The sequence below is a fragment of the Flavobacterium ammoniigenes genome, assembly GCF_020886055.1.
Classification (GTDB): domain Bacteria; phylum Bacteroidota; class Bacteroidia; order Flavobacteriales; family Flavobacteriaceae; genus Flavobacterium; species Flavobacterium ammoniigenes.
On sequence record NZ_AP025184.1, the window covers coordinates 1,146,619 to 1,169,255 of the forward strand.

Here is a 22,637-nt window from a genome sequence, read left to right on the forward strand (position 1 = left end):
TACAAATTACGAATAAAAAAATATGAAAAAATTACTCTTTATCGCCGTTTTGTTTTTTGCGTTGACGCCAACCCAATCAGTAGTTGCTCAAGACTTATTGAAAGGACAAAATTTAAGCACGTTAAAAGTGGATTATTTATCCGATGCCGATTTGGCTAAACTGCGTTCGCAATTGCAAAGCAACAACATGACTATTGATCAGGCTGAACCGATGGCCTTGGCCAAAGGGATGTCGGCAGCTGAATTTGTCAAGTTAAAAGCGCGTTTGGGTGGAGGTGCTACTGCAACTAAAGCAAAACAGCCTACGGAAGCTCCAACAGATAATGAGTATACTAGAAAACAAGAGCCAATTGAGAACAAAAAGGTCAAAGACACTTTGAACGCTTTGGTTTTTGGATCGGAATTATTTGACAATCCTAGCTTGAATTTTGAGCCTAATTTAAAATTGGCTACTCCAGTCAATTATGTTTTAGGACCTGGCGATGAATTGCAAATTAGCGTTTATGGGATTCAAGAATTTAGTGATGCCGTTCCGGTAACAGTAGAAGGAAAAGTCAACATTCAGTACGTAGGACAAATAGCGGTTTCGGGCATGACCATTGAGGCAGCTACTTTGAAAATTAAAAATGCAATCGCTCGCGTCTACAGTACGGTTCGTTCCGGACAATCGCAGGTGGGAGTCAGTTTGAGTCGTATTCGTACCATCAAAGTGACCTTGATTGGCAGTAAACAACCAGGTAATTATTCGGTTTCTTCTTTGGCAACGGTGTACAATGCCTTATTTTTAGGAGGTGGTCCAGCCAAAAACGGCAGTTACCGTAATATCGAGTTAATTCGAAATAATAAAGTCTACCGCACCATCGATTTGTATCGCTTTTTGGTGAATGGAAACCAATCCGATAATATTGGATTGAAAGATAATGATGTCATCCGTATTCCGGCTTATAGCCAAAGAGTCACGGTAGAAGGCGAAGTAAAACGCCCGGGTATATTTGAAATGAAATCGGGAGAGAGTTTTCAAGACCTCTTGACTTTTGCATCAGGATTCAATGAATTTGCTTTTACGGCTTCAGTGAATGTGTTGCAAAAAACAGATAAAGAATTTAAAGTAAAAGACGTCAAAGCGACCGAATATAAATTGTACAAACCAAGATCTGGCGATGTATTTACTGTAACCAAAATTTTAAACCGATTTGAAAATCGTATTAAAATTGAAGGCGCCGTGTTCAGACCCAATACCTATTCCTTTTACGAAGGCATGCGTATTGCGGATTTGATTGCCAAAGCCGATGGATTGAAAGAAGATGCCTATACAGCACGTGCAACCATTGTGCGTGTGAAGGATGATTTAACTAAAGAAGCGGTTGGAGTGAATTTGGACAAAGCGTTAGCGGGTGATGCACAGGCTAATATTTTATTAAAAAAAGAAGATATTGTTACCGTTTTTTCAATTTTGGATTTCAAAGAAGAGTACAAAGTGACTATTGATGGCGAAATTAAAAAACCGGGAGAATACGATTACAATCCTGCCCTGACCTTGAATGATTTGTTAGTGCAAGCCGGCGGATTAATTGGATCAGCTTCTAAAAGAGTCGAAGTAGCCCGTATGATTCAGTCGGAAGACATTGATAATACCAATTCAGCTCGTGCCGAATTATTCAATATAGAAATTAGCCCGAATAATAACGAGCAAGCGGAAAACTTTGTTCTAGCTCCTTTTGACGTGGTGAACATTCGACGTATGGCAGTGTACGAAAAACCAGAAATGGTTACTCTTACAGGTGCGGTGCACTACCCAGGAAAATACGTTTTGGCAGACAAGAAAGAAAAATTGTATTCTGTGATTCAACGTGCCGGTGGATTGACTCCTTTGGCCAATAACCGAGGAATGAAAATCAAACGTCCCATCAAAGCGAAACAAATTGAGGATTTAGAGAACGTTAATTTGGATGTTAATAAGAATAGTATTGACGCTTCATTGACTTCAAAAGATACCGTGGATAATTCGGCCCTTAAAAAATTAAAAGAAGAGGTAAAATTTGCTACGATTCCTATCGATTGGAATAAAATTGTTCGTAACCCGAATAACCGTACCAATATTACTTTATTGCCTGGCGATGAGATTGAAGTAGTGGAGTTTAGCGAGAGTGTAAAAGTAACAGGAAGCGTATTGTTAACTTCGGAAATCCCATACAACAGTGGAAGGGGATTGAACTATTATTTAAGTTCAGTAGGTGGTACCGATGCCAAAGCTTGGAAAAGAAAGGCCTATGTAATTTATCCTAATGGACAAGCGGCTGTAACGGGTTCCTTCTTGTTTTTCAAATCCTATCCAAAAGTAACCCCAGGTTCTCAAATTGTAGTACCTGAAAAACCATTGACTAAGAAAATGTCAACTGGCGAATGGGTGAGTATTGGTAGTGTGATGTCAAGCTTGGCCTTGTTGATTGTAACAGCGTTTAAGTAAGATTACCAATTTACGAAGTACGATATTTGATTTACGAAGTTTAACTAATACTACCAAAGATTGCTTCACATCGTTCGAAATAGCCAACAACTAACAACCGATAACTGACAACAAAGATGACTTATAGTCTCCAGCCCTTTATCAATAAAGAAAAATGCATTTCCGTAACTGGATTAGGTTATGTGGGCTTGCCTTTGGCTTTAGAGTTGGCGAAACAGTTCAAGGTCATAGGATTTGATATCAATCAGGAGCGCATTGCCTTAATGCAACAAGGGATTGATCCTTCTAAAGAATTGGACAGTACCGCTTTTGAAGGTTGCGATATTCGCTTTACAGCTGATGTTTCCGATTTACAACAAGCGCATTTTCATATCATTGGCGTACCCACGGATATTGATTCCAATAAGGTACCGAACTTAAATCCGCTATTAGGAGCGACTAAAAGTGTGGCTTCGGCTTTGAAAAAAGGGGATGTAGTAGTCTACGAATCGACGGTCTATCCTGGTTGTACCGAGGACGATTGTTTGCCTATTTTGGAATCCATTTCAGGGTTGCAAGGGGGAAAAGATTTTAAATACGGATACAGTCCGGAACGGATTGTCCCAGGAGATAAGGTGCGTACTTTGACCACCATTTTAAAAATTGTATCAGGAAATGATGCTGAAGCCTTAGAATTGATCGCTGGAATATACGGCAGTATTATCAAAGCTGGATTGCATCGTGCGGAATCCATCAAAGTGGCCGAGGCCGCTAAGGTGATTGAAAATACCCAACGCGATATCAATATTTCGTTAATGAATGAACTGGCAATTATTTTTGATAAAATGGGGATAGATACCCAAGCGGTGCTAGCTGCAGCAGGAACCAAATGGAATTTTCATCAGTACCAGCCCGGTTTGGTGGGTGGGCATTGCATTAGTGTTGATCCGTTTTATTTGATGCACAAAGCCAAAATGATCGGCATTGAGCCACAGGTTATTGCGGCAGGCCGACGTGTGAATGATTTCATCCCGTCGTTTATTGCCAAACGCATTGTACAATCCTTAATTGAACAAGATAAAAATCCAGGAAAATCAAGAGTATTGGTCATGGGCATCACCTTCAAAGAAGAGGTATCCGACATTCGCAATTCGAAAGTAGTCGATTTAATACAAGAATTAGAAGACTATTCGATTGCGGTGGATGTGATTGATCCTTTTGGCAGTCCAGCCGAATTAGAGCACGAATACAACATTCACTTGAAAGTAGCTCCAGAAGGCAAATACGACAGCATTGTCTTGGCAGTAGGGCATCAAGCGTATCGTACCATGCAACCCAAAGAGTTGGAAGTCTTGTCTAATGGACCAGTTTATCTTTTTGATATCAAAGGGGTTCTGAAGAAAGACGATTATCAAAATTATTGGAGACTGTAAGATTGACGATTTACGAAGTACGACCAAAGGCGAAGCCGAACAGAGCGAAGCTAATTACGAATCACGAATCACGGTTCACGAACTAAAATATATGGAAACACAAAACGACGAAATCACCCTCAAAGAACTACTCGAGAAAGCAAAAGAATGGTATTCCTATTTACTTTCTCATTGGAAGATCATTCTGTTAGCAGGTTTTATAGGAGCGGCTATAGGTTTAGCCTACTCTATAAGTAAAAAACCAATCTATACAGCAACTTTATCCTTTGCACTAGAAGATGAAAAAGGAGGAGGAATGAGTGGCGCTTTGGGATTGGCCAGTTCCTTAGGATTGGATTTAGGTGGTGGCAGTGGTGGCGGTGCATTCTCAGGGGCAAACCTAACTGAATTGTTCAAATCCCGCTCGATGGTGGAACAAACTTTGATGCAACCTGTACTATCAGGAGAGGATACGATTTCCTTGGCGGAAATGTATATTCGTACCCAAGAGTGGCGAGATAAATGGAATGAAAAACCAAAATTAAAGGGAATTCAATTTCCTCCTTTGACTAAGCGCAAATATTTTAGCCGGGAACACGATAGTATTATGGGTAAAATGTATGAAGACTTATCCAAGACCAGTTTGACCGTAGCTCAAAAAGACAAAAAAATATCGATAATTAGTATTAATGTGAAATCAGAAAATGAGGCTTTTGCCAAAGCCTTCTCGGAAACTTTAGCGAAGAAGGTCTCTGACTTTTATGTAGATACCAAAAGCAAGAAAGCCAGAATGAATATGGCGATATTGCAACATCAAACGGACTCTATTCGTGCCGAATTGAATGGTGCTATTACCGGAGTAGCAGTAGCCAATGACAATACCTTTATGTTGAATCCTGCTTTGAATGTGAATCGAGCGCCATCGGCCAAACGTCAAGTGGATGTGCAAGCCAATACGGCGATTTTAACCGAATTAGTCAAACAAACCGAATTGGCAAAAGTGACTTTACGTAAAGAAACTCCACTGATTCAAGTCATTGATCGACCTATTTTACCCCTGCCTAAAGAAAAGTTTGGTAAAGCTAAAGGTTTAGTGTTAGGAGGAATTTTGTCTAGTTTTATATTTATTCTTTTTTTACTTACAAAAAGGATAATAAAACAATTGCTTAGTTAATTAAAAAATTATATAATAATGAATTTAGAAAATAAAACCATATTAATAACAGGAGGCACAGGGTCTTTAGGAAAAGCCTTAACTACTCATATTTTCAAGCACCATTCGAATATTAAAAAGTTAATTATCTTATCTAGAGACGAACAAAAACAATTTCAAATGGCTCAGGAATTTCCTGAAAATCAATTTCCTCAAATTCGTTTTTTTCTTGGAGACGTTAGAGATGAGCAACGATTAATACGAGCTTTTCAGGGAGTAGATATTGTTATTCATGCCGCAGCTATGAAACATGTTCATTTGGCAGAATACAATCCAGATGAATGTATCAAAACCAATATTGGAGGTGCTCAAAATGTAATTCATGCTGCTTTACAAACTACAGTGTCTAATGTAGTAGCACTTTCAACTGATAAAGCCTGCGCACCTATTAATTTATATGGTGCAACAAAATTAACTTCTGACAAACTTTTTGTAGCTGCTAATAATATTAAAGGGGCTAATCCTATAAAATTTTCAGTAGTGCGTTATGGAAATGTTATGGGATCTAATGGTTCTGTAATACCATTTTTTCTAAAGAAAAAAAGCGAAGGAAAATTACCAATCACAGATGCTGCTATGACTCGGTTCAATATATCTTTACAAGGTGGTGTTGATATGGTGATGCATGCCATTGAACATGCTTGGGGAGGTGAAATTTTTATACCAAAAATACCATCTTATCGTATTACTGACGTAGCTACTGCCGTTGCACCAGATTGTGAACAAATAATCGTAGGGATAAGACCTGGCGAAAAAATACATGAAGAAATGATTACGGCTTCTGATTCATTTTATACCTATGATTTAGGTAAATATTATACTATTCTCCCTACTCTCCCTAATTTTAAAATAAATGATTTTATTACTTCATTTGGAGCTAAAAAGGTAACAGAGGGATTTAACTATGATTCTGGAACCAATACAGAATGGGAATCCATTGATGGTTTGAGAGCATTGATAAAAGAACATGTAGATTCAAATTTTCAGTAAATGAATTATAATAAGAGTGTTTTAATTACAGGTATATCAGGAATGCTTGGTATGGCAGTTTATAGACATTTCAAGCAATTAAATTCGTATAAAATATTCGGAATATCAAGAAATAAGAACTTTAGACTTGAAGGTGCAGAGATTTTAATAGGTGATTTAACATCAGAGGTTTTTTTAAATTCTATTCAAAGCCAAAAATTTAATTCAATTATTCATTGTTCAGCTGAGGTAAATGTTAACTTATGTGAAATTGAAAAAGATTTGGCATTTAAGGCAAATGTTTACGCAACGGAATTAATTTTTTCAATTTTGGATTCTGATAAATATATATATATATCAACAGATGCTGTTTTTGATGGTAAAGTTGGTAATTATACTGAAAATTCCTTTTTAAATCCTTTGAGTTATTATGCTGAGACAAAATTGTTGGGTGAGGGAGTGGTTAAAAAAAATGTTAAAAATCATTATATATTAAGGACTAATATTTATGGTTTTAATGTACCTATGAAAAAATCGCTCTTCGAATGGGGCTATACTGAATTAAAGGATAGTAAAACTATTAATGGGTTCAGCAATATGTATTTTAATCCAATGTACGTAGGCCAATTAGCTGAAATCATCGAAAAAATTATAGTTTCAAATATAGAATATGGAATTTATAATGTCGCTACTAATGAAAAAATATCAAAGTATGATTTTTTATTAAAAATAAAAAAAGAATTTGATTTTTCGAAACAGTATATAAATCGTATAGAATTCAATCAAAATGATTTTGTTGCGCCTAGAGCATTAAATACAACTCTAGATAATTCAAAAATTAGAATTGCAATTAAAGATTATGATTTCTCAATAGATTCCGGTTTTTCAATGTTAAGAAATGATTTTCACAGTAAATAATAATCAATTATGAAAAAAATTAAATTTGGGAATAAGATTATAGGTCAAGGCGAACCATTATATTTTATAGCTGATATCGGAGCCAATCATGACGGTGATATCAATAGGGCATATAAACTGATTGAGTTAGCTAAAGAAGCGGGTGCTGATGCCGCTAAATTTCAAAATTTTCAAGCTTCAAAAATTGTAAGTAAAATTGGTTTTGAAAAATTAGGAACCCAGTTATCTCATCAATCTTCTTGGAAAAAAAGCGTATATGAAGTATATGAAGATGCAAGTGTCTCTTTAGATTGGACCCCATTATTGAAAGCTAAATGTGAAGAAGTAGGGATTGATTTTTTTACAAGTGCTTATGATTTTGAGTCTGTTGATGCGGTTGATCCTTTCGTAGATTTATATAAAATTGGTTCAGGTGATATCACTTGGATTGAAATTATTGAATATATTGCCAAAAAAAATAAACCTGTATTAATTGCTACAGGAGCCTCAGAAATGATAGATGTTGTTAGAGCAATGAATGCTATAGAAGCTATTACAGAAGATGTTGTGTTAATGCAATGTAATACAAATTATACTTTAGATAGGGATAAATATAGATATGTTAATTTAAATGTGCTCAAATACTTTGCCCAGCGTTTTCCGAATTCAATACTCGGTTTGTCTGATCATACATTAGGACATGCAACAGTATTAGGAGCGGTAGCTTTGGGTGCTTTAGTAATTGAAAAACATTTTACCGATAGTAATGATAATGATGGGCCTGATCATAAGTTTGCCATGAATCCCAAAACTTGGAGAGAAATGGTTGATAACGCAAATGAGGTTTATTATGCTTTAGGAGATGGAGTAAAAAGAATAGAAGAGAATGAAAAAAAATCTTTAATAGTTCAAAGAAGATCTTTAAGAGCAGTTTCAGATTTTGAAATAGGTCATATTATAACACATAAGGATTTAGAAGCCCTTCGCCCAATACCAGAAGATGGTTTTTCACCATACCAAGTAAGTGAACTTCTTGGAAAAGTATTGGTAACCCCAATCGGAAAAGGGGAACATATTACAAAAAAACATATTCAATAAATAGCTATGTTAAAAGGTGAAATAACTGGACTTCGAGCGATGGAAAAAGATGATTTAATTCTTTTACGTGATTGGAGGAATAATCCTGATTTTAGAAAAAATTTTAGAGAACATAAGGAGCTAAACTTACTGAATCAAGAAAATTGGTTTGACAGAACCTACCCTAATCCAAATGATTTTATGTTTGTTATTGTTGATTTAGAAAATAACGAACCAATTGGTGCTTGCGGGCTTTTATATACAAATTGGATTAATAGGTCAACCGATTTTTCTTTTTACATAGGTCGTGATCAATTATATATTGATGATAAATATGCTTATGATGCAGCTAGGACTTTAATAAAATACGGATTTGAGGATCTTAATTTAAATAAGATATGGATGGAATTATATGAATATGACCATAAAAAATTAAATTTTTTTAAAGATAAATTTAGTTTTAAGGTAGATGGGAAGTTAAGACAGAATGCGTTTAGTGAAGGTAAATATTGGGATTCATTTATTATTTCAATATTAAAATCTGAGTTTTAAAAATGAAAAAAAAAATTGCAATAATACCTGCTAGAGGAGGAAGTAAAAGAATACCTAGGAAGAATATAAAAGAATTTTTAGGTAAGCCGATTATAGCGTATTCTATTGAAACGGCAATCTCTTCAGGATTATTTGACGAGATTATGGTTTCAACTAATGATAAAGAAATTGCCGAAATTGCATTGCAGTATGGTGCTAAAGTACCTTTTTTCAGAAGTTTAGAAAATTCAAGTGATGTAGCTACAACATTTGATGTTATTGAGGAAGTATTATTTCAATATAAACAATCAGGACTTGAATTTGATTTTGTATGTTGTTTGTATCCATGTGCTCCATTTGTAACAAAGTTCATTTTAAATGATGCTTTTTGGAAATTAACAAATCAAATGTATGATTTAGTATTTCCAATTATTAAGTATTCCTCCCCTATTCAAAGAGCAATTAGAATTGATAACAATAAAGCTAGATTTGTAAATCCAGAATTTTCTATTTATGGAACTCAAGATTTTGAAAACAAATTTTTTGATTCAGGACAATTTTATTTTTTTAAACCTAATGTATTATTGAAGGAAAAGACCCTTATAGTTGAAAATTCAGGTTTTATTCTTCTGAATAAAAATAGAGCTGAAGATATTGATGAACTGGAAGATTGGGAAGCTGCTGAAATTAAGTATAGAATAATCCATAATTTATAAAATTATATCATTTGAAAAAAATAATACTAGGCACAGTTCAAATGGGACTGGACTATGGCATAAACAATAAGCTTGGAAAAATTTCATTAGAAGAAAGTCATCAAATTTTATTGAGAGCTCATGTATATGGAATCACAACCTTAGATACTGCCGAAATTTATGGCAATGCACATCAAGTGATAGGCGATTTTCACAGATTAAATCCAAAAGTTAAATTTAAAGTGATTACCAAAATTCCTGACAATACAGTTTTTGATGAGGTAGAAAAAAAAATAAAAAAATATTGTGAAGAGCTTCATGTTGATAATCTTGAAGTATTAATGTTTCATTCTTTTGATACTTACAAAAACTGCAATCAGGATTTAGACGTTTTAGAATTATTGAAAAGGGAAGGAGTTATTAAACATATTGGAGTTTCTACTTATACGAATGAGCAGATTGAAGAATTGTTGTTAGATGACAGAATTACGGTTGTACAATTACCTTTTAATTTGTTGGATAATGAATCAATAAGAGGAGATTTATTAAAAAAACTTAAGATTAAAGGAAAAATCGTACATACACGTTCAGCTTTTTTACAAGGATTATTTTTTGCAGAGAGTTCTAAAAACAAATTAATTTATCATGAATTATCAGATGAAATTGAAGTTTTAAAAAAAATAGCGGCATCTGAAAATACTACAATTATTAATCTGGCACAAAGCTATTGTGTTAATCAAAAAAACATTGATAATGTATTGATTGGGGTTGACTCTGTAAAGCAATTAGTGGATAATTTGGAAGCTTTGGATTATGTTATAAGTACAGAATCAAAATCGAAAATTAACGCGATAAAAGTTAAAAATATAGATTTATTAAATCCTTCGTTATGGAAAAGATTAAAGTAGCGGCTATAATACAGGCAAGAAGAGGATCAACTAGGCTGCCTGATAAAGTCTTTCTTGAATTATCAAATAAACCATTGTTGGAGCATGTTGTTAATAGATTGAAAAAATCAGATTTGTTACAAGAAATCATAATAGCAACAACCGATTTACCTGATGATAATCTTATACAAACATGGGCAAATAGTAATAATATTAGCGTTTTTAGAGGTTCCGAGAATAATGTATTAGAGCGTTATTATGAAGCAGCTAAAAAATATCAGATAGATGTTATCGTAAGAATCACAGCTGATGATCCATTTAAAGATTATAGATTAGTTGATGAAGCGGTTCGAGTTTTGATTGATAATAAATTAGATTTTGTGTGTAATAATAATCCTGTTTCATTTCCAGAGGGATTAGATGTGGAAGTATTAACATTTAATGCTCTAGAGGTTTCTTATAACAATGTTATAAGTGATTTTGATAAAGAACATGTAACACAATATATACATAAAAATAAAGATAAGTTTAATATAGCTAATATTCAAAATGAAAAAGATTTGTCTTTTCATAGATGGACTTTGGATACTATTGAGGATTATCAATTTGCACAAAAAATATATTCCGAACTATATAAAGAAGGTTATGTATTTTTAAGAGAGGAAGTTTTAGAACTATTAGAAAAATCACCATTAATTTTGGAACTAAATAACAAGGTAAATAGAAGTGATTTGTATCGTTAATATTTTAATAATAATTTTATGAACAGAATATCAAATTTAGAAAAAAAGTATGTTTTAGAGGCATTAGAAAATGAGTTTGCTACTTCAAAAAACGGAATTTTCACAAATAGAATGGAATCAAAATTTTCTGAAATATTTGAGAATGAGTTTTCTATTAGTCATGTAAATGGTACGGCGACTATGCATACTGCATTACATGCATTAGGACTTAAAGAAGGAGATGAGGTAATTGTTCCACCATTGACAATGTCAAGTACTTCTTTATGTGTATTACAAAATGGTTCAATACCTATATTTGCAGATGTTGATATTAATACTTTTAACATTGATCCTAAGTCAATTAGAGAAAATATTACAGAAAAAACAAAAGCTATTATTACGGTTTCTTTATATGGATTGTCACCTGAATATGATGAGATTATTCAAATATGTGAAGAGTATAATCTTTTTTTAATTGAAGATAATGCAGAATGTTTTTTAGGTTATTATAAAGGCAAATTAGTAGGTACTTTTGGAGACTTTTCTAGTTATAGTTTTCAGGCTAGTAAACATATTAGTTGTGGTGAGGGAGGGATGTTAACAACAAAAAATGTTGAATATGCTGATGTTGCGAGAAGATTTACTTCTTTAGGATATGCCGGAGTAAGTGCAAAGCAAGCGAAAATCACAAGGAATGACATACAAGACCCAAACTATAGTCGTCACGTGTCTGTTGGTTATAACTATAGAATGTCAGAGGTTCAATCAGCTGTCATTTTGGGTCAATTGGAAAGAATACAAGAGTTAGTGAATGTAAGGATTGAAGTGGCTAAACTTTTTGATGATGCAATTCAGGGGAGTAAATTAGTAACAAAGCAATATACTCCTGATTATTGTATTAATTCGTATTGGAGTTATTCCATGGTTTTGAATACGGATAACCCAAATATTGATTGGTATAGATTTAGAGATTTATTTCAAAAAAATGGAGGTGATGGTTTTTATGCAGCTTGGAAATTGACTTACATGGAGCCATTATTTTTGAATGAAATACAAGAATATCCTGGAGTATATCAAAAATATGAAAAAGGTTTATGTCCAAATTCAGAATTTTTACAAGAAAGAATGATTCAGTTGAAAACTAATTATTGGGATTTATCTGAAGCAAAAATACAAGCTGAAATACTTAAGAAAACTTTGAATGAATTTGAGCTATAGTTTAGGCATATTTTAAATTACTAACTAAATATTATTAAGACATTAAAAATAAGTGACTAGTATTTGAAAAAAGTTGATAGACTAAATCTTTAATATTAAGGGACATAATATTCTCAAAATTTAAAAAACACTATTTTAGATTAGTGATTTTTTATTAATTGCGAGCCATTCAAAACTGAAGATAATCTTCTTAGCCATTAAAAGAAGTAAGACCATATTCTTTTAAATGTGTAACTTATAGACTCGGTACTACTGTTAGATAAGTATTGATATTACAAAAATCAATAAAAAATACTATTGGATTAGCTTATCCAGAAAAAAAATCATTAATATAGTCAAGAGACATCTTAATTGAAAAAAGCTTAAATAAATAATATAATTTCTGACTACTACTTGAAGTATTATTCATATATACAATATTAAATGAAAATTAGATGTGCAATAATTGGTAGTAAAGGTTACGTTGGAAATCATCTTGCATTTTACTTACAGCAGAGAGGAATTTTATCTCACGTGTATGACATGATGGATTGTGATGATATAAATTTCGAGAAGATAGATATTTCTAACCCAGAATCTGTAGAAAAAATAGATCTTAATGTGGATTACATATTCATGTTTGCTGGAATTACTGGAACATATAATGGGTTCGAAAAGTATCAGTTATATAATTCAATAAATGAAATTGGTTTGTTAAATCTGCTTGAAGCTATTCGTAAATCCAATTATAGACCAAAGATTATATACCCTTCAACTCGGTTGGTATATAAAGGTATAGATAAACCTTTAAAGGAAACTGATGAGATGGAGTCTAAGACAATCTATGCGGTCAATAAAATTGCATGTGAGGGTTTATTGAAGGCTTATAATTCAAGTTTCGACATTCCTTATACCATTTTCCGTATTTGTATCCCATATGGCAATCTTCTCTCTACAGACTATTCTTTTGGAACAATTGGCTTTTTCATAAAACAAGCAAAATTAGGGAATGATATTACTCTATATGGTGGTGGCAATATCAAGCGCACATTTACTCATGTAGAGGATCTTTGTTTTCAGATTGTTGAAGGAGCTTTTAATCCAAAAAGTAATGGAGAAATTTACAATATCGGTGGTGAAATACTTTCTTTGTGTGAAGCCGCTGAAATTGTAGCTCAAAAATTTGGTACAAAGGTCGTAGAGGTTCCTTGGCCTGAAAAAGATCTTCGCATTGAAAGCGGTCATACTTACTTTGATGATTTGAAGATTCAAAAGCTACTTAATTTAAAACCATATAAACGACTTCAAGATTTTTCAAATGATATTTAATTTGTAGCAATATGAGAACAAGAAACGTAGAAGATGTACAATTAGATTTCCTTGTCTCTGCCCTAAGTCATGGATCATTCATGAGAACGCAGGATATACTTTTTTGGATAAAACAACAGAATGAATCAGTAGTTTCCAAAATACATCAGATTCCAATCAGCGAGTTAAAAGGATGGAACTATAGTGATGAACGTATTCGTCATAATTCAGGTAAGTTTTTTAGTATCGATGGTATTCGAATCAAGACCAATTATCGCGACATACCAAAATGGGATCAGCCTATTATTAACCAACCTGAGATTGGTTTTCTTGGTTTTGTGGCCAAAAAATTCAATGGTGTTATGCACTTTCTAATTCAGGCAAAGATAGAACCAGGAAACTTGAATATAGTACAACTTTCACCTACTCTGCAGGCAACTCGTTCAAATTACACACGTGTTCATGGAGGAGATTCACCTAACTATTTAGAGTATTTCAATGGAGAAAAAAATGTGATGGTTCTCATTGATCAATTGCAGTCTGAGCAAGGAGCTCGTTTCCTTCATAAGCGTAATCGTAATATTATTGTTGAGGTTGACGAGAATGAAGATATACCTGTAAAGACTAATTTTATGTGGGTATCACTTGGTCAAATTAAAGAGTTGCTTAGTTTTGATAATATTGTCAATATGGATAGTCGTACTGTAATATCTTGTATCAAATTCGGTAGTTATTCGGAACATTCATTAAAATTGATGAGTTCAGTAAAGAATATGGCTGGAATAGAGTCGGAAAAACCAGATTCATTTCTCTATTCTGTTTTGAGCGAAACTAACCATATAAATGATTTACAAGACATCATTCATTGGATTACTTCACTAAAGTTTAAGTATGATCTTGAGGTTACCCCTATCGGTATATCAGAAATGCAGCATTGGGCTTACGATGGTATTACTGTAAGTCATGAAAACGGAAAGTACTTCGATGTGATCGGTGTGAGAGTAGAAATTGGTAATCGTGAGGTTATTTCATGGGATCAGCCGATGATTCGTTCAGCACAAGAGGGTTTGATAGCTTTCATTGTAAAAAAAATAAATGGAATATTTCACTTCCTTGTACAGGCAAAATTAGAATCTGGCAACTTTGATGTGGTTGAGTTGGCCCCTACTGTTCAATGTTTGACTGGTAACTATCGCAAAGGCAATAACGAATATACCATCCCATATCTGGAGCAAGTGTTAAATGCTCCAAAAGAAAACATTTGGTATAGCAGTTATCAAAGTGAAGAAGGAGGTCGTTTCTTTCAAGAGCAGAATTTAAATATCATTGTAGAGGTTGGTGATGAGTTTCCAATTGAGGTTGATGAAAATTATTGCTGGATGACACTCAATCAAATGCTCTCATTCGTTACTTATAATAATTATTTGAATATTGCAGCACGCTCATTGATTTCAAAAATAAGTTTCTATTAATATGATTAGAATTGGAATTATATGTCCTTCTGAAATTGCATTAAGAAGGTTTTTGCCGGCATTAAATAAGGCTTCAGAAAAGTTTATTTTTGCAGGAATTGCCATTGCAAGTCCAGAAGAATGGTTTGGGGATTTGACTAATGTATCTGATGAGCAAATTGAGCAACAGCAGGATAAAGAGTTTGAAAAGGCATTAATCTTTGAAAGTAAGGTTTTCAAATCATATGAGACAATAATCAAGTCAGATGAGATTGATGCCATCTACATTCCTCTTCCTCCTGCATTGCATTATAAATGGGCAAAGTTGGCATTAGAAAATGGGAAACATGTATTTATGGAGAAACCATTTACATGTTCAATGACTGATACTGTCGAGCTTATTAATATAGCATCTAAGAATCAACTTGCATTACATGAAAACTATATGTTCATCTTTCATGATCAACTTCAGGCGTTACAAGATGTGATAAATTCGGGTGAAATAGGAGATATTCGTCACTATCGCATTTCGTTTGGCTTTCCACGTAGAACTGCCAATGATTTTCGCTATAATAAAAAACTTGGAGGAGGAGCTCTTCTTGATGCAGGAGGTTATACCATAAAATATGCTACCTATCTGCTAGGTAATTCCGCACATTTATCAGCTGCCAATGTAAACTATCTGCCCGAATATGAGGTGGAGATGTTCGGCAGTGCTACAGTTGTTAACGCAACAGGTCAAGTTGCTCAATTGGCATTTGGAATGGATAACGACTATAAATGCGAAATAGAAATTTGGGGTAGCCAAGGTAGTCTCATAACTAGTCGCATTCTTACTGCACCTGCAGGATTCATTCCAACATATACAATAAAAAAGAACCAAGACATTGAGACCCGAAATCTTCCTTCTGATGATGCCTTTATGAAATCTATTCTTTATTTTAATAATTGCATTGAAAACGCAGATTTACGCGAGTATAACTACACTATTTTACATAAACAGGAAAGTATGCTTGAAGAATTTAAAAAGCTTGGAGGCTTAGAGTAGGATTTGTATGAAAGATAGAATGAACTTCCTCAAAAGAGTCCTCTTTATGAACAATATGAAATTCATTATTAAAATACTAAGCTATGGGGAAACTAATTTCTGCGAGATTAGATCTTTTGGTCACGTTGGTACTAAAATTAATCTAATATGAAATTTAATATTGAATTCATCAATAAAATATTAAAGTCAGAAGGGAGATCTCAGGAAGTTGTTAGAAACATTTTATTATCTCTTGGTACAAAAGGCATTTCAATTATAACAAGTTTATTAATAGTTCCTTTGACTATAAACTACGTTAATCCTTCACAGTATGGTATTTGGTTAACATTATCTTCCATTGTAGCTTGGATCAGCTACTTTGATTTAGGAATAGGCAATGGTTTCCGAAATCGATTTACCGAAGCCCAAACAAAAGGAGATGTAAAGCTTGCACGCGAGTATGTTAGTACTACATATTTTGCAGTAACTTGTATCGTAAGTGCAATATTTATATCTGTAATGATTGCAAATAGATATATTTCTTGGGACACACTACTTAAAGTTGATTTTATTTATAGGGCGGAGTTAAAGCGGGTTTTTACAATTATTGGAGCGTTCTTCTGTCTTAATATGGTAGTTCGTTTGTTCGGTACTTTATTGACAGCTGATCAAAAACCAGGTGTAGCATCTATTATTAATTGTGTAGGGGATGTGTTTTCACTTGCAGTTGTATTTGTACTAACTAAGGTATCGGATGGTAGTTTAACTTCTTTAGCGCTTTATTATACTGGTGTATCTTTTCTAGTCATGCTAGTATCATCTCTTTATGCTTTTGTTTTTACAAGTTATAGAAAATATGCACCTAACCCAGCTTTTATTAGACCAAAATTAATTAAAAATATTCTTTCGCTAGGAGTCCAATTTTTTATTATATCAATAAGTATGCTTGTGTTGTTTCAGGTTATAAATATTATTATCTCAAGAGAAATAGGGCCAGAGGCTGTCACACAGTATAATATTACCTTCAAGTATTATAATATTCTTCATATGATTATGACGATTATTATAGTGCCTTTTTGGTCTGCTTTCACTGATGCCTTTTTTAAAGATGATTTCAATTGGATGAGAAACACAGTCAGAAAGCTTGAAATTTGTTGGTATGTGGAAATAGGGTTTGGAATTATCATGTTATTTATAGGACCTTTCTTTTTCAAACTTTGGGTAGGAGATAGTGTTTCGGTAGATACAAAGCTTTCAATAGCCATGTTAATTTATGCAGTAGTACAATCAATAGGTGCAATCTATATGAATATACTTAATGGCCTTGGAAAGATAAGAATACAGCTTATTATTTATTGCCTTTTTGCAGTAGTTGCTTGGCCAATGCTAGTTATGACTTGTCGTAAATTTGGACTTCAAGGAGTATTAATTTTACCTTCAGCATTATTTATTTTTCAAGCAATACTAGGGAAAGTTCAAGTAAATAAGTTAATTAATAAAAGTGCTAATGGCATCTGGAATAAGTAAAAATGAATGTGTTCGTTACATTTTCTAATGCTCCATACTTCAAACAGAGGGACTTTAATGCCCAATGCGCAAGGAAATATGGTAAATTTGATAAAATAGTAGTTTATGACATTGATATAGATATGGATGATGAATTTAGAAATCAACATTTAGATATCTTGTCAGTAAAGAAAGGAGCAGGTCTTTGGCTTTGGAAAGTATATTTTATTAATAAGGCATTTAGAGAAGAATGTTCCGATGGAGATGTGATTTTCTATCTTGATGCTGCAGCTTTTTTTTATCGATCAGCCAGTCCTCTCATTAATAATATGTATGAGGATGTATTTGTAGCTCAAGTCCCATATTTAGAGGAATCGTTTACAAAGAGAGAAGTCTTAATGTTCCTAAATATAGATACTGAAGAAGTTAGGAAAAGTCGTCAGTTTCAAGCGTCATTTATAGCTTTTAGAAAATCTGCTTATAGTAAAAAGTTCTTGGATGAATGGTTGTATTTATCTTCGAATTACGAGATGATTGGCCCAGAATGTGACCGAAAAATTCAACATGAAACTTTTTTTGAACATCGTTATGATCAATCCATTCTTAGTGCTCTCTGTAAAAAATACAATATAACACCTTCTGATGACCCAACATTTCAGGGATGGCAGGGATACCCATATATGGATGGTTTGCCATATAAAGGTATCAGGAGAAAGAAAAACAATCCTGTGTGCATATTCTTGCATAGAAATAGAGGTGAGTATATGTTGATTAAAATTCTGATAAATGGGTTTAATCACCTATTCCCATACATAAGAAACAAAATCAAAGGGAAAATGGCAAAAGTTGAATAGATGTTTAAAATTGTAAATTATTTACACTTAAAGGATATCGGTTGGCTAGAGATGTTATTTGCACTCTATCCAATACTCAGTGTTTATTCATGGGGAATAGTTCCTTTGGAATTAGTAATGCCGCTCATCTTGATACTGATTGCATTAAAGCGCTGTCGTGGTCATTTTTTAAAAAGCAGAATATATAAACCTATATTAATTTTCTTAATTTTCTATATTGCTCATGAAATAATATGGCTATTTGTTATGAACACAGTTCAGTTTTATTTCATAAATGCTACAATATCCGGCATCATATGCTTGGGTTCTATTAATTTAATATTTCCAGCAATTAACAAGAAGAAACTTATAGTCTCGATTAATTATGTGGCGATTTTAAGTATCTTGGGTTTGCTGTACCATGTGCTTCTAACCAGAATGGGAGGATCGGTAGAACCTCTGAAGCTACCATTAATTGGTTTTGACTTTACTCGACTGGATGAATTAGGAGATAGACCATCTTCTTTCTATATGGAGCCTCAGGCATTTGTGTCGTTTATGCTTGTACCCTTATTTTTGGCATTGAAAGAAAATAAATTGCTATGGGCAGGCATAATAATTATTTCATTATTTTTATCAACATCTTCCACAGGTATAGCCATCTCATTTATTCTTCTTCTGTTTTATATTTTTACTCAGAAGGTTAAGTTATGGCTAAAAATATTAATTATCATAGGAGGTATAGGATTGGCTTTTCTTCTTTTGAGCTCGTCCTTTTTTGAGGTCGGTATGAATAAGATAAGTAATACCAATATTGAGCTAGCTGAACGTTTAGTGAATGGACTTTTCATTGTTCAAGAAATGAATCCTTCAGATTATGTCTTGGGAATCAGATATGCTAATCCTTATGATTATTATCTTGCTGGTAATGTAAGTAATTCTTTAGTAATGGTAAGTGATAAAGGTATGTTTGTATCTTCTTTTTGGCTAGTAATTATTAGGTTCGGGATAATTGGCTTAATAATATATTTAAATATATTTTTTAAAATTATTAATAATTATCGAGATATCCTTCCGTTTATACTATGCATATTCGTTCAATTGTTTTCTAATGCTGACATGATTGGATCAGGTTTCCTATTTCAATTTATTTTTATCCTATCATATATAGAGTACCAGAGAGATGATTCTAAGAGAAAAAATATAATCAAAATAAATAATGTGGAATAATATGAAAGTTGTGCATATTGAATCAGGCTTAGGTAACCAGATGCTCAGTTATTGTGAGTATTTGGCTTTAAAAAAGATGAATCCGACTGATGAATGTTACATTGAATTAATGGTATATAGCATTCCGGAGTGTAATGAAACAATATGTCAGTGGAATGGATATGAATTGAACCGTATCTTTGGCATTGATGCCCCAAATATCAAGGACAAATTGAGCATTGAAGAATGGAACATAGTTCTTGACAAAGTTAGAGAGAGTAAGTTTTGGAGTAAGGATTGGAACTTTCCAAAATATATTACAGAATCACTGAATACCACTGGATTGAATTTGAAGAATATCAGGGGTGACTTTGAAAGTGATGAATTTGATAAGGGAAAGAGTAGGGGCGCTCTTAATAAACTTCGTTATGAGTTTTTTAATTCTACGCGTTTGGGAGTTTCAATTAAACGTGCTATTTATAAAGCTTATGCGGAAAAATATATTAAAAGAGCAGATAATCAAAAGAATATTTTTATAGCAACAGATGAGAATATATTAACCGGACAATGGCTTACCTTCCGTTATAAGTCTAACGGGATTGAAAAGATTAGAGATGAGATTGAGCAGGCTTTTCAGTTCCCTCAGTTCACAGATTCTAAGAATAAAGAGTTTGCAGAATTTATTGATAGTCATAATACTGTCTTTATCCATGCACGACGAGGCGATATGCTTTCTGCTAATGGTTGGTGCTATAAATTCGGCTATTTTCGTGATGCTGTTAATTATATTAAGAAACGTGTTAAAAACCCAGTATTTGTTTTTTTTACAAATACTGAAAGTGTAGAATGGTGTAAGAATAATAGTGATATTTTTGCATTGAATTACAAAAAAGATAAAGTGTTTTTTGTCGATTGGAATAAAGGAATCGATAGCTTTCGGGATATGCAGTTGATGGCTCATTGCAAACATGGCATTATCACAGATAGTTCATTTGGATGGTGGGGGACATATTTTATCAAAAATCCAGATAAGATCACTATTTCTCCATCTGTTTTGCTAAATACCACACATACCATATAGTCAAAATGAAAATATTAGAACTAGGCCCATACATCCTTATTCAGGGGCATAAACATGGAATGAAGAACCAAACTGGATTCGCTTACATGTTTCGAGATATAGTGGATATGTTGGCTGATCAGCATGAGGTATATGTGATGACACAGTCTATCCTGACAGATGAAATGCATGTGGGGAAATGGGTGTTATTAAAACGAAGTATTTTTACCATTTTCAGGAACTTCTGCTGGAAGTATTTTGTAACAGCATTAAAGTTTGGAAATAAGTTTGGAATGAACTTTAAGCAGAGATTGAAGATTATATTCTACTTCCTCTCTGCAGGTCAAGTAGAAGCCGTAATAAAAACACATCGACCGGATATAATCCATATACATAGTATTGATATTTATACTGTTCCTTATTTTATGGCCGCAGCAAAGTACGATATACCAGTTATTTGTACCCTTCACGCATTGGTTTCTTTTAATAAGATGATTAGTGATAAAATGCATAGGCGAATAGAAGAGGCCTATCTTCAGATGATCATTGAGAATGGGTATGATGTTTCAGTAGTTAGTTCGGGGATGTTAGAAAGAATAACATCTCGTTATGGAATAAATAAAATACGTGTGATATTGAACTTTTTCTCAATTCTAGACAACTACCAGAGTAATATATCGTTAGGTGGGAAAAAGAATGATGTTAAAACGATTGTTTGCGTAGGATCACTTGCATATAGAAAAAACCAAATACAATTGCTTAGAGTACTTCCTGTTGTCCAAAAGCATTTTGCTGATAAATTCGAGATACAGCTTAATATTATTGGAGATGGAGAAGATTGGGATATGCTGCATACATATGTTGATAATAATAAACTTAGTGGCTTGATATTCAATGGCCGTTTGCAAAAACCAGATGTTTATGCAAATATTGAGGCTTCGGATTTGTTGGTATTGCCAAGTATTGATGAAGGCTTCGGCCTTCCGATTATTGAAGCATACAATTTAGGTACTCCAGTTGTTACATTCGGCGATCTTGATGCAATCAATGATTTGTATAGTGAGGATTGCATGGTTTTTGCAAAGGACCACAAAGACGAGACTTTAGCAAAAGCAATAATTGCTGCCCTTAGTCGAAAATGGGATAAGGACGTAATTAGAAGCTTCTCGAAAAAATTCTCAGCCGACGTCATTAGCCAGCAGTATGAAGAATATATACAAAAAGCCACAAAAGCATTAGATAAAAGAGATATAGATAAATTTATTAATAAAATTTTGTCATAATAGTGAGTCATATAAAGAATCAATATTGGGTTAGAAAAATTGTAAATAAGCTAGGCTTGTATGCTGATAACATTTCTGCAACCTTTACATCTTGCTGTAGAATAGTTCTAATGAGTTCATTCTCAATAGCAATCAAAACAAAAAAGATGTCGGAATTTAAACAGTCTAGCAAATGTTGTATCTTGGGTAATGGACCATCGCTAGGAAATGCGTTTAGCGACAGCGAAGTTATGTTAAAAGAATGTGATGTTTTTTGTATGAATATGTTTTGCATGTACGAGGGTTTCACTACTATCAAGCCTGCTTTCTATTTTCTGGTTGATCCAGACTATTTCCATCCACATAATGAATTTGCAGAAAAAGAGCTGAATAATTTAATCTATAAATTAAATAATGAGGTGACTTGGAAAATGTACCTGATGGTTCCAAATACAGCACCAAAAGGCAATCTTTTTTCAGAATTAAGTAATCCTAACATTGAAATAAGGTATTTAAATATTACAGCAGTAGACGGTTTCAAAGGCTTCAGACATTTAATCTACAAATATAGAATGGGAATGCCTAAATGTCAGACAGTCCTTAACTGTGCATTGACAACTGCAATCAATATGCAGTATGAGGTAGCCTACTTATATGGAGCGGATCATTCTTGGATCGCAGATCTTCGAGTCGATGATGAAAATGTTGTTTGTTATGGAGAACGCCATGTTTATGAAAAAGGACTGAAAGTTCGTCGATATGCGCAGGAGTTCAATATTTACACAATGTTGACTGCCTTTGCAAATATGTTCAAGTCGCACTACCTTATTGAAGTTTATGCTCGACACAAAGGTGTAAAGATCTTCAATTGCACTAGAGGGTCTTTTGTGGACGCCTACGATCGTTTTTATGATTTTTCTAAAAATAACTAGCTT

The 22,637-nt window shown here is 33.4% G+C and carries 20 protein-coding genes; all 20 read left to right on the top strand.

All coding sequences use genetic code 11. The features are described 5' to 3' along the window. Positions 1 to 22 precede the first annotated feature (22 nt). The 20 genes from LPC21_RS05140 to LPC21_RS05235 all read left to right on the top strand — a co-directional run bounded on the left by LPC21_RS05140 (position 23) and on the right by LPC21_RS05235 (position 22,634). Entirely contained in the window at positions 23 to 2,467 is a 2,445-nt protein-coding gene (locus LPC21_RS05140) for an SLBB domain-containing protein (RefSeq protein ID WP_229316106.1), read from the top strand. Positions 2,468 to 2,583: 116 nt separating this feature from the next. Beyond that, positions 2,584 to 3,879, top strand: a complete 1,296-nt coding sequence (locus LPC21_RS05145; RefSeq protein WP_229316107.1) for a nucleotide sugar dehydrogenase — start codon at positions 2,584 to 2,586, stop codon at positions 3,877 to 3,879. A 91-nt stretch (positions 3,880 to 3,970) separates the two neighbouring features. Further along, the gene (locus LPC21_RS05150; RefSeq protein WP_229316108.1) at positions 3,971 to 5,032 is read left to right on the top strand and encodes a Wzz/FepE/Etk N-terminal domain-containing protein; all 1,062 of its coding nucleotides are present in this window, start codon (positions 3,971 to 3,973) and stop codon (positions 5,030 to 5,032) included. Between the two features lie 18 nt (positions 5,033 to 5,050). Next, on the top strand, positions 5,051 to 6,061 hold the full coding sequence (gene pseB, locus LPC21_RS05155; RefSeq protein WP_229316109.1) for a UDP-N-acetylglucosamine 4,6-dehydratase (inverting): 1,011 nt from the start codon (positions 5,051 to 5,053) through the stop codon (positions 6,059 to 6,061). After that, entirely contained in the window at positions 6,062 to 6,958 is an 897-nt protein-coding gene (locus LPC21_RS05160; RefSeq protein ID WP_229316110.1) for a dTDP-4-dehydrorhamnose reductase family protein, read from the top strand. Between the two features lie 9 nt (positions 6,959 to 6,967). Then, a complete protein-coding gene (locus LPC21_RS05165) occupies positions 6,968 to 8,035 on the top strand; it encodes an N-acetylneuraminate synthase family protein (protein WP_229316111.1) in 1,068 nt (355 codons plus the stop codon). A 6-nt stretch (positions 8,036 to 8,041) separates the two neighbouring features. Next, a complete protein-coding gene (locus LPC21_RS05170) occupies positions 8,042 to 8,566 on the top strand; it encodes a GNAT family N-acetyltransferase (RefSeq protein WP_229316112.1) in 525 nt (174 codons plus the stop codon). A gap of 2 nt (positions 8,567 to 8,568) precedes the next feature. Next, positions 8,569 to 9,261, top strand: coding sequence for a pseudaminic acid cytidylyltransferase (gene pseF, locus LPC21_RS05175; RefSeq protein WP_229316113.1), 693 nt, complete (start codon positions 8,569 to 8,571; stop codon positions 9,259 to 9,261). Between the two features lie 11 nt (positions 9,262 to 9,272). Then, a complete protein-coding gene (locus tag LPC21_RS05180) occupies positions 9,273 to 10,148 on the top strand; it encodes an aldo/keto reductase (RefSeq protein ID WP_229316114.1) in 876 nt (291 codons plus the stop codon). Further along, positions 10,130 to 10,870, top strand: coding sequence for a glycosyltransferase family protein (locus LPC21_RS05185; RefSeq protein ID WP_229316115.1), 741 nt, complete (start codon positions 10,130 to 10,132; stop codon positions 10,868 to 10,870). The genes LPC21_RS05180 and LPC21_RS05185 overlap by 19 nt, the downstream gene beginning before the upstream one ends. An 18-nt stretch (positions 10,871 to 10,888) precedes the next feature. After that, positions 10,889 to 12,067, top strand: a complete 1,179-nt coding sequence (locus tag LPC21_RS05190; protein WP_229316116.1) for a DegT/DnrJ/EryC1/StrS family aminotransferase — start codon at positions 10,889 to 10,891, stop codon at positions 12,065 to 12,067. Positions 12,068 to 12,490: 423 nt separating this feature from the next. Beyond that, complete coding sequence (locus LPC21_RS05195) at positions 12,491 to 13,375, top strand: NAD-dependent epimerase/dehydratase family protein (protein WP_229316117.1); 885 nt, start codon at positions 12,491 to 12,493, stop codon at positions 13,373 to 13,375. 11 nt (positions 13,376 to 13,386) lie between these two features. Continuing rightward, positions 13,387 to 14,826 (top strand): NDP-hexose 2,3-dehydratase family protein, encoded by a 1,440-nt coding sequence (locus LPC21_RS05200; protein ID WP_229316118.1) that lies wholly within the window; start codon positions 13,387 to 13,389, stop codon positions 14,824 to 14,826. A gap of 1 nt (position 14,827) precedes the next feature. Next, on the top strand, positions 14,828 to 15,853 hold the full coding sequence (locus LPC21_RS05205; RefSeq protein ID WP_229316119.1) for a Gfo/Idh/MocA family protein: 1,026 nt from the start codon (positions 14,828 to 14,830) through the stop codon (positions 15,851 to 15,853). Positions 15,854 to 16,000: 147 nt separating this feature from the next. Beyond that, positions 16,001 to 17,359 (top strand): lipopolysaccharide biosynthesis protein, encoded by a 1,359-nt coding sequence (locus LPC21_RS05210; RefSeq protein ID WP_229316120.1) that lies wholly within the window; start codon positions 16,001 to 16,003, stop codon positions 17,357 to 17,359. Positions 17,360 to 17,361: 2 nt separating this feature from the next. Beyond that, positions 17,362 to 18,192: a hypothetical protein gene (locus tag LPC21_RS05215; protein ID WP_229316121.1), complete on the top strand. Its 831-nt coding sequence runs from the start codon at positions 17,362 to 17,364 to the stop codon at positions 18,190 to 18,192. Then, on the top strand, positions 18,193 to 19,401 hold the full coding sequence (locus tag LPC21_RS05220) for a hypothetical protein (protein WP_229316122.1): 1,209 nt from the start codon (positions 18,193 to 18,195) through the stop codon (positions 19,399 to 19,401). It begins immediately after the preceding gene. 1 nt (position 19,402) lies between these two features. Beyond that, positions 19,403 to 20,461 (top strand): alpha-1,2-fucosyltransferase, encoded by a 1,059-nt coding sequence (locus LPC21_RS05225; RefSeq protein ID WP_229316123.1) that lies wholly within the window; start codon positions 19,403 to 19,405, stop codon positions 20,459 to 20,461. A 5-nt stretch (positions 20,462 to 20,466) separates the two neighbouring features. Then, a complete protein-coding gene (locus LPC21_RS05230; protein ID WP_229316124.1) occupies positions 20,467 to 21,723 on the top strand; it encodes a glycosyltransferase family 4 protein in 1,257 nt (418 codons plus the stop codon). A gap of 110 nt (positions 21,724 to 21,833) precedes the next feature. Next, positions 21,834 to 22,634, top strand: a complete 801-nt coding sequence (locus LPC21_RS05235) for a hypothetical protein (RefSeq protein ID WP_229316125.1) — start codon at positions 21,834 to 21,836, stop codon at positions 22,632 to 22,634. Positions 22,635 to 22,637 lie beyond the last annotated feature (3 nt).

Excerpts from the sequence above, each read along its gene's own strand:
- LPC21_RS05140 (WP_229316106.1), top strand. The coding sequence starts at position 23 with ATGAAAAAATTACTCTTTATCGCCGTTTTGTTTTTTGCGTTGACGCCA.
- LPC21_RS05145 (WP_229316107.1), top strand. The coding sequence starts at position 2,584 with ATGACTTATAGTCTCCAGCCCTTTATCAATAAAGAAAAATGCATTTCC.
- LPC21_RS05150 (WP_229316108.1), top strand. The coding sequence starts at position 3,971 with ATGGAAACACAAAACGACGAAATCACCCTCAAAGAACTACTCGAGAAA.
- pseB (WP_229316109.1), top strand. The coding sequence starts at position 5,051 with ATGAATTTAGAAAATAAAACCATATTAATAACAGGAGGCACAGGGTCT.
- LPC21_RS05160 (WP_229316110.1), top strand. The coding sequence starts at position 6,062 with ATGAATTATAATAAGAGTGTTTTAATTACAGGTATATCAGGAATGCTT.
- LPC21_RS05165 (WP_229316111.1), top strand. The coding sequence starts at position 6,968 with ATGAAAAAAATTAAATTTGGGAATAAGATTATAGGTCAAGGCGAACCA.
- LPC21_RS05170 (WP_229316112.1), top strand. The coding sequence starts at position 8,042 with ATGTTAAAAGGTGAAATAACTGGACTTCGAGCGATGGAAAAAGATGAT.
- pseF (WP_229316113.1), top strand. The coding sequence starts at position 8,569 with ATGAAAAAAAAAATTGCAATAATACCTGCTAGAGGAGGAAGTAAAAGA.
- LPC21_RS05185 (WP_229316115.1), top strand. The coding sequence starts at position 10,130 with ATGGAAAAGATTAAAGTAGCGGCTATAATACAGGCAAGAAGAGGATCA.
- LPC21_RS05190 (WP_229316116.1), top strand. The coding sequence starts at position 10,889 with ATGAACAGAATATCAAATTTAGAAAAAAAGTATGTTTTAGAGGCATTA.
- LPC21_RS05195 (WP_229316117.1), top strand. The coding sequence starts at position 12,491 with ATGAAAATTAGATGTGCAATAATTGGTAGTAAAGGTTACGTTGGAAAT.
- LPC21_RS05200 (WP_229316118.1), top strand. The coding sequence starts at position 13,387 with ATGAGAACAAGAAACGTAGAAGATGTACAATTAGATTTCCTTGTCTCT.
- LPC21_RS05205 (WP_229316119.1), top strand. The coding sequence starts at position 14,828 with ATGATTAGAATTGGAATTATATGTCCTTCTGAAATTGCATTAAGAAGG.
- LPC21_RS05210 (WP_229316120.1), top strand. The coding sequence starts at position 16,001 with ATGAAATTTAATATTGAATTCATCAATAAAATATTAAAGTCAGAAGGG.
- LPC21_RS05215 (WP_229316121.1), top strand. The coding sequence starts at position 17,362 with ATGAATGTGTTCGTTACATTTTCTAATGCTCCATACTTCAAACAGAGG.
- LPC21_RS05220 (WP_229316122.1), top strand. The coding sequence starts at position 18,193 with ATGTTTAAAATTGTAAATTATTTACACTTAAAGGATATCGGTTGGCTA.
- LPC21_RS05225 (WP_229316123.1), top strand. The coding sequence starts at position 19,403 with ATGAAAGTTGTGCATATTGAATCAGGCTTAGGTAACCAGATGCTCAGT.
- LPC21_RS05230 (WP_229316124.1), top strand. The coding sequence starts at position 20,467 with ATGAAAATATTAGAACTAGGCCCATACATCCTTATTCAGGGGCATAAA.
- LPC21_RS05235 (WP_229316125.1), top strand. The coding sequence starts at position 21,834 with ATGAGTTCATTCTCAATAGCAATCAAAACAAAAAAGATGTCGGAATTT.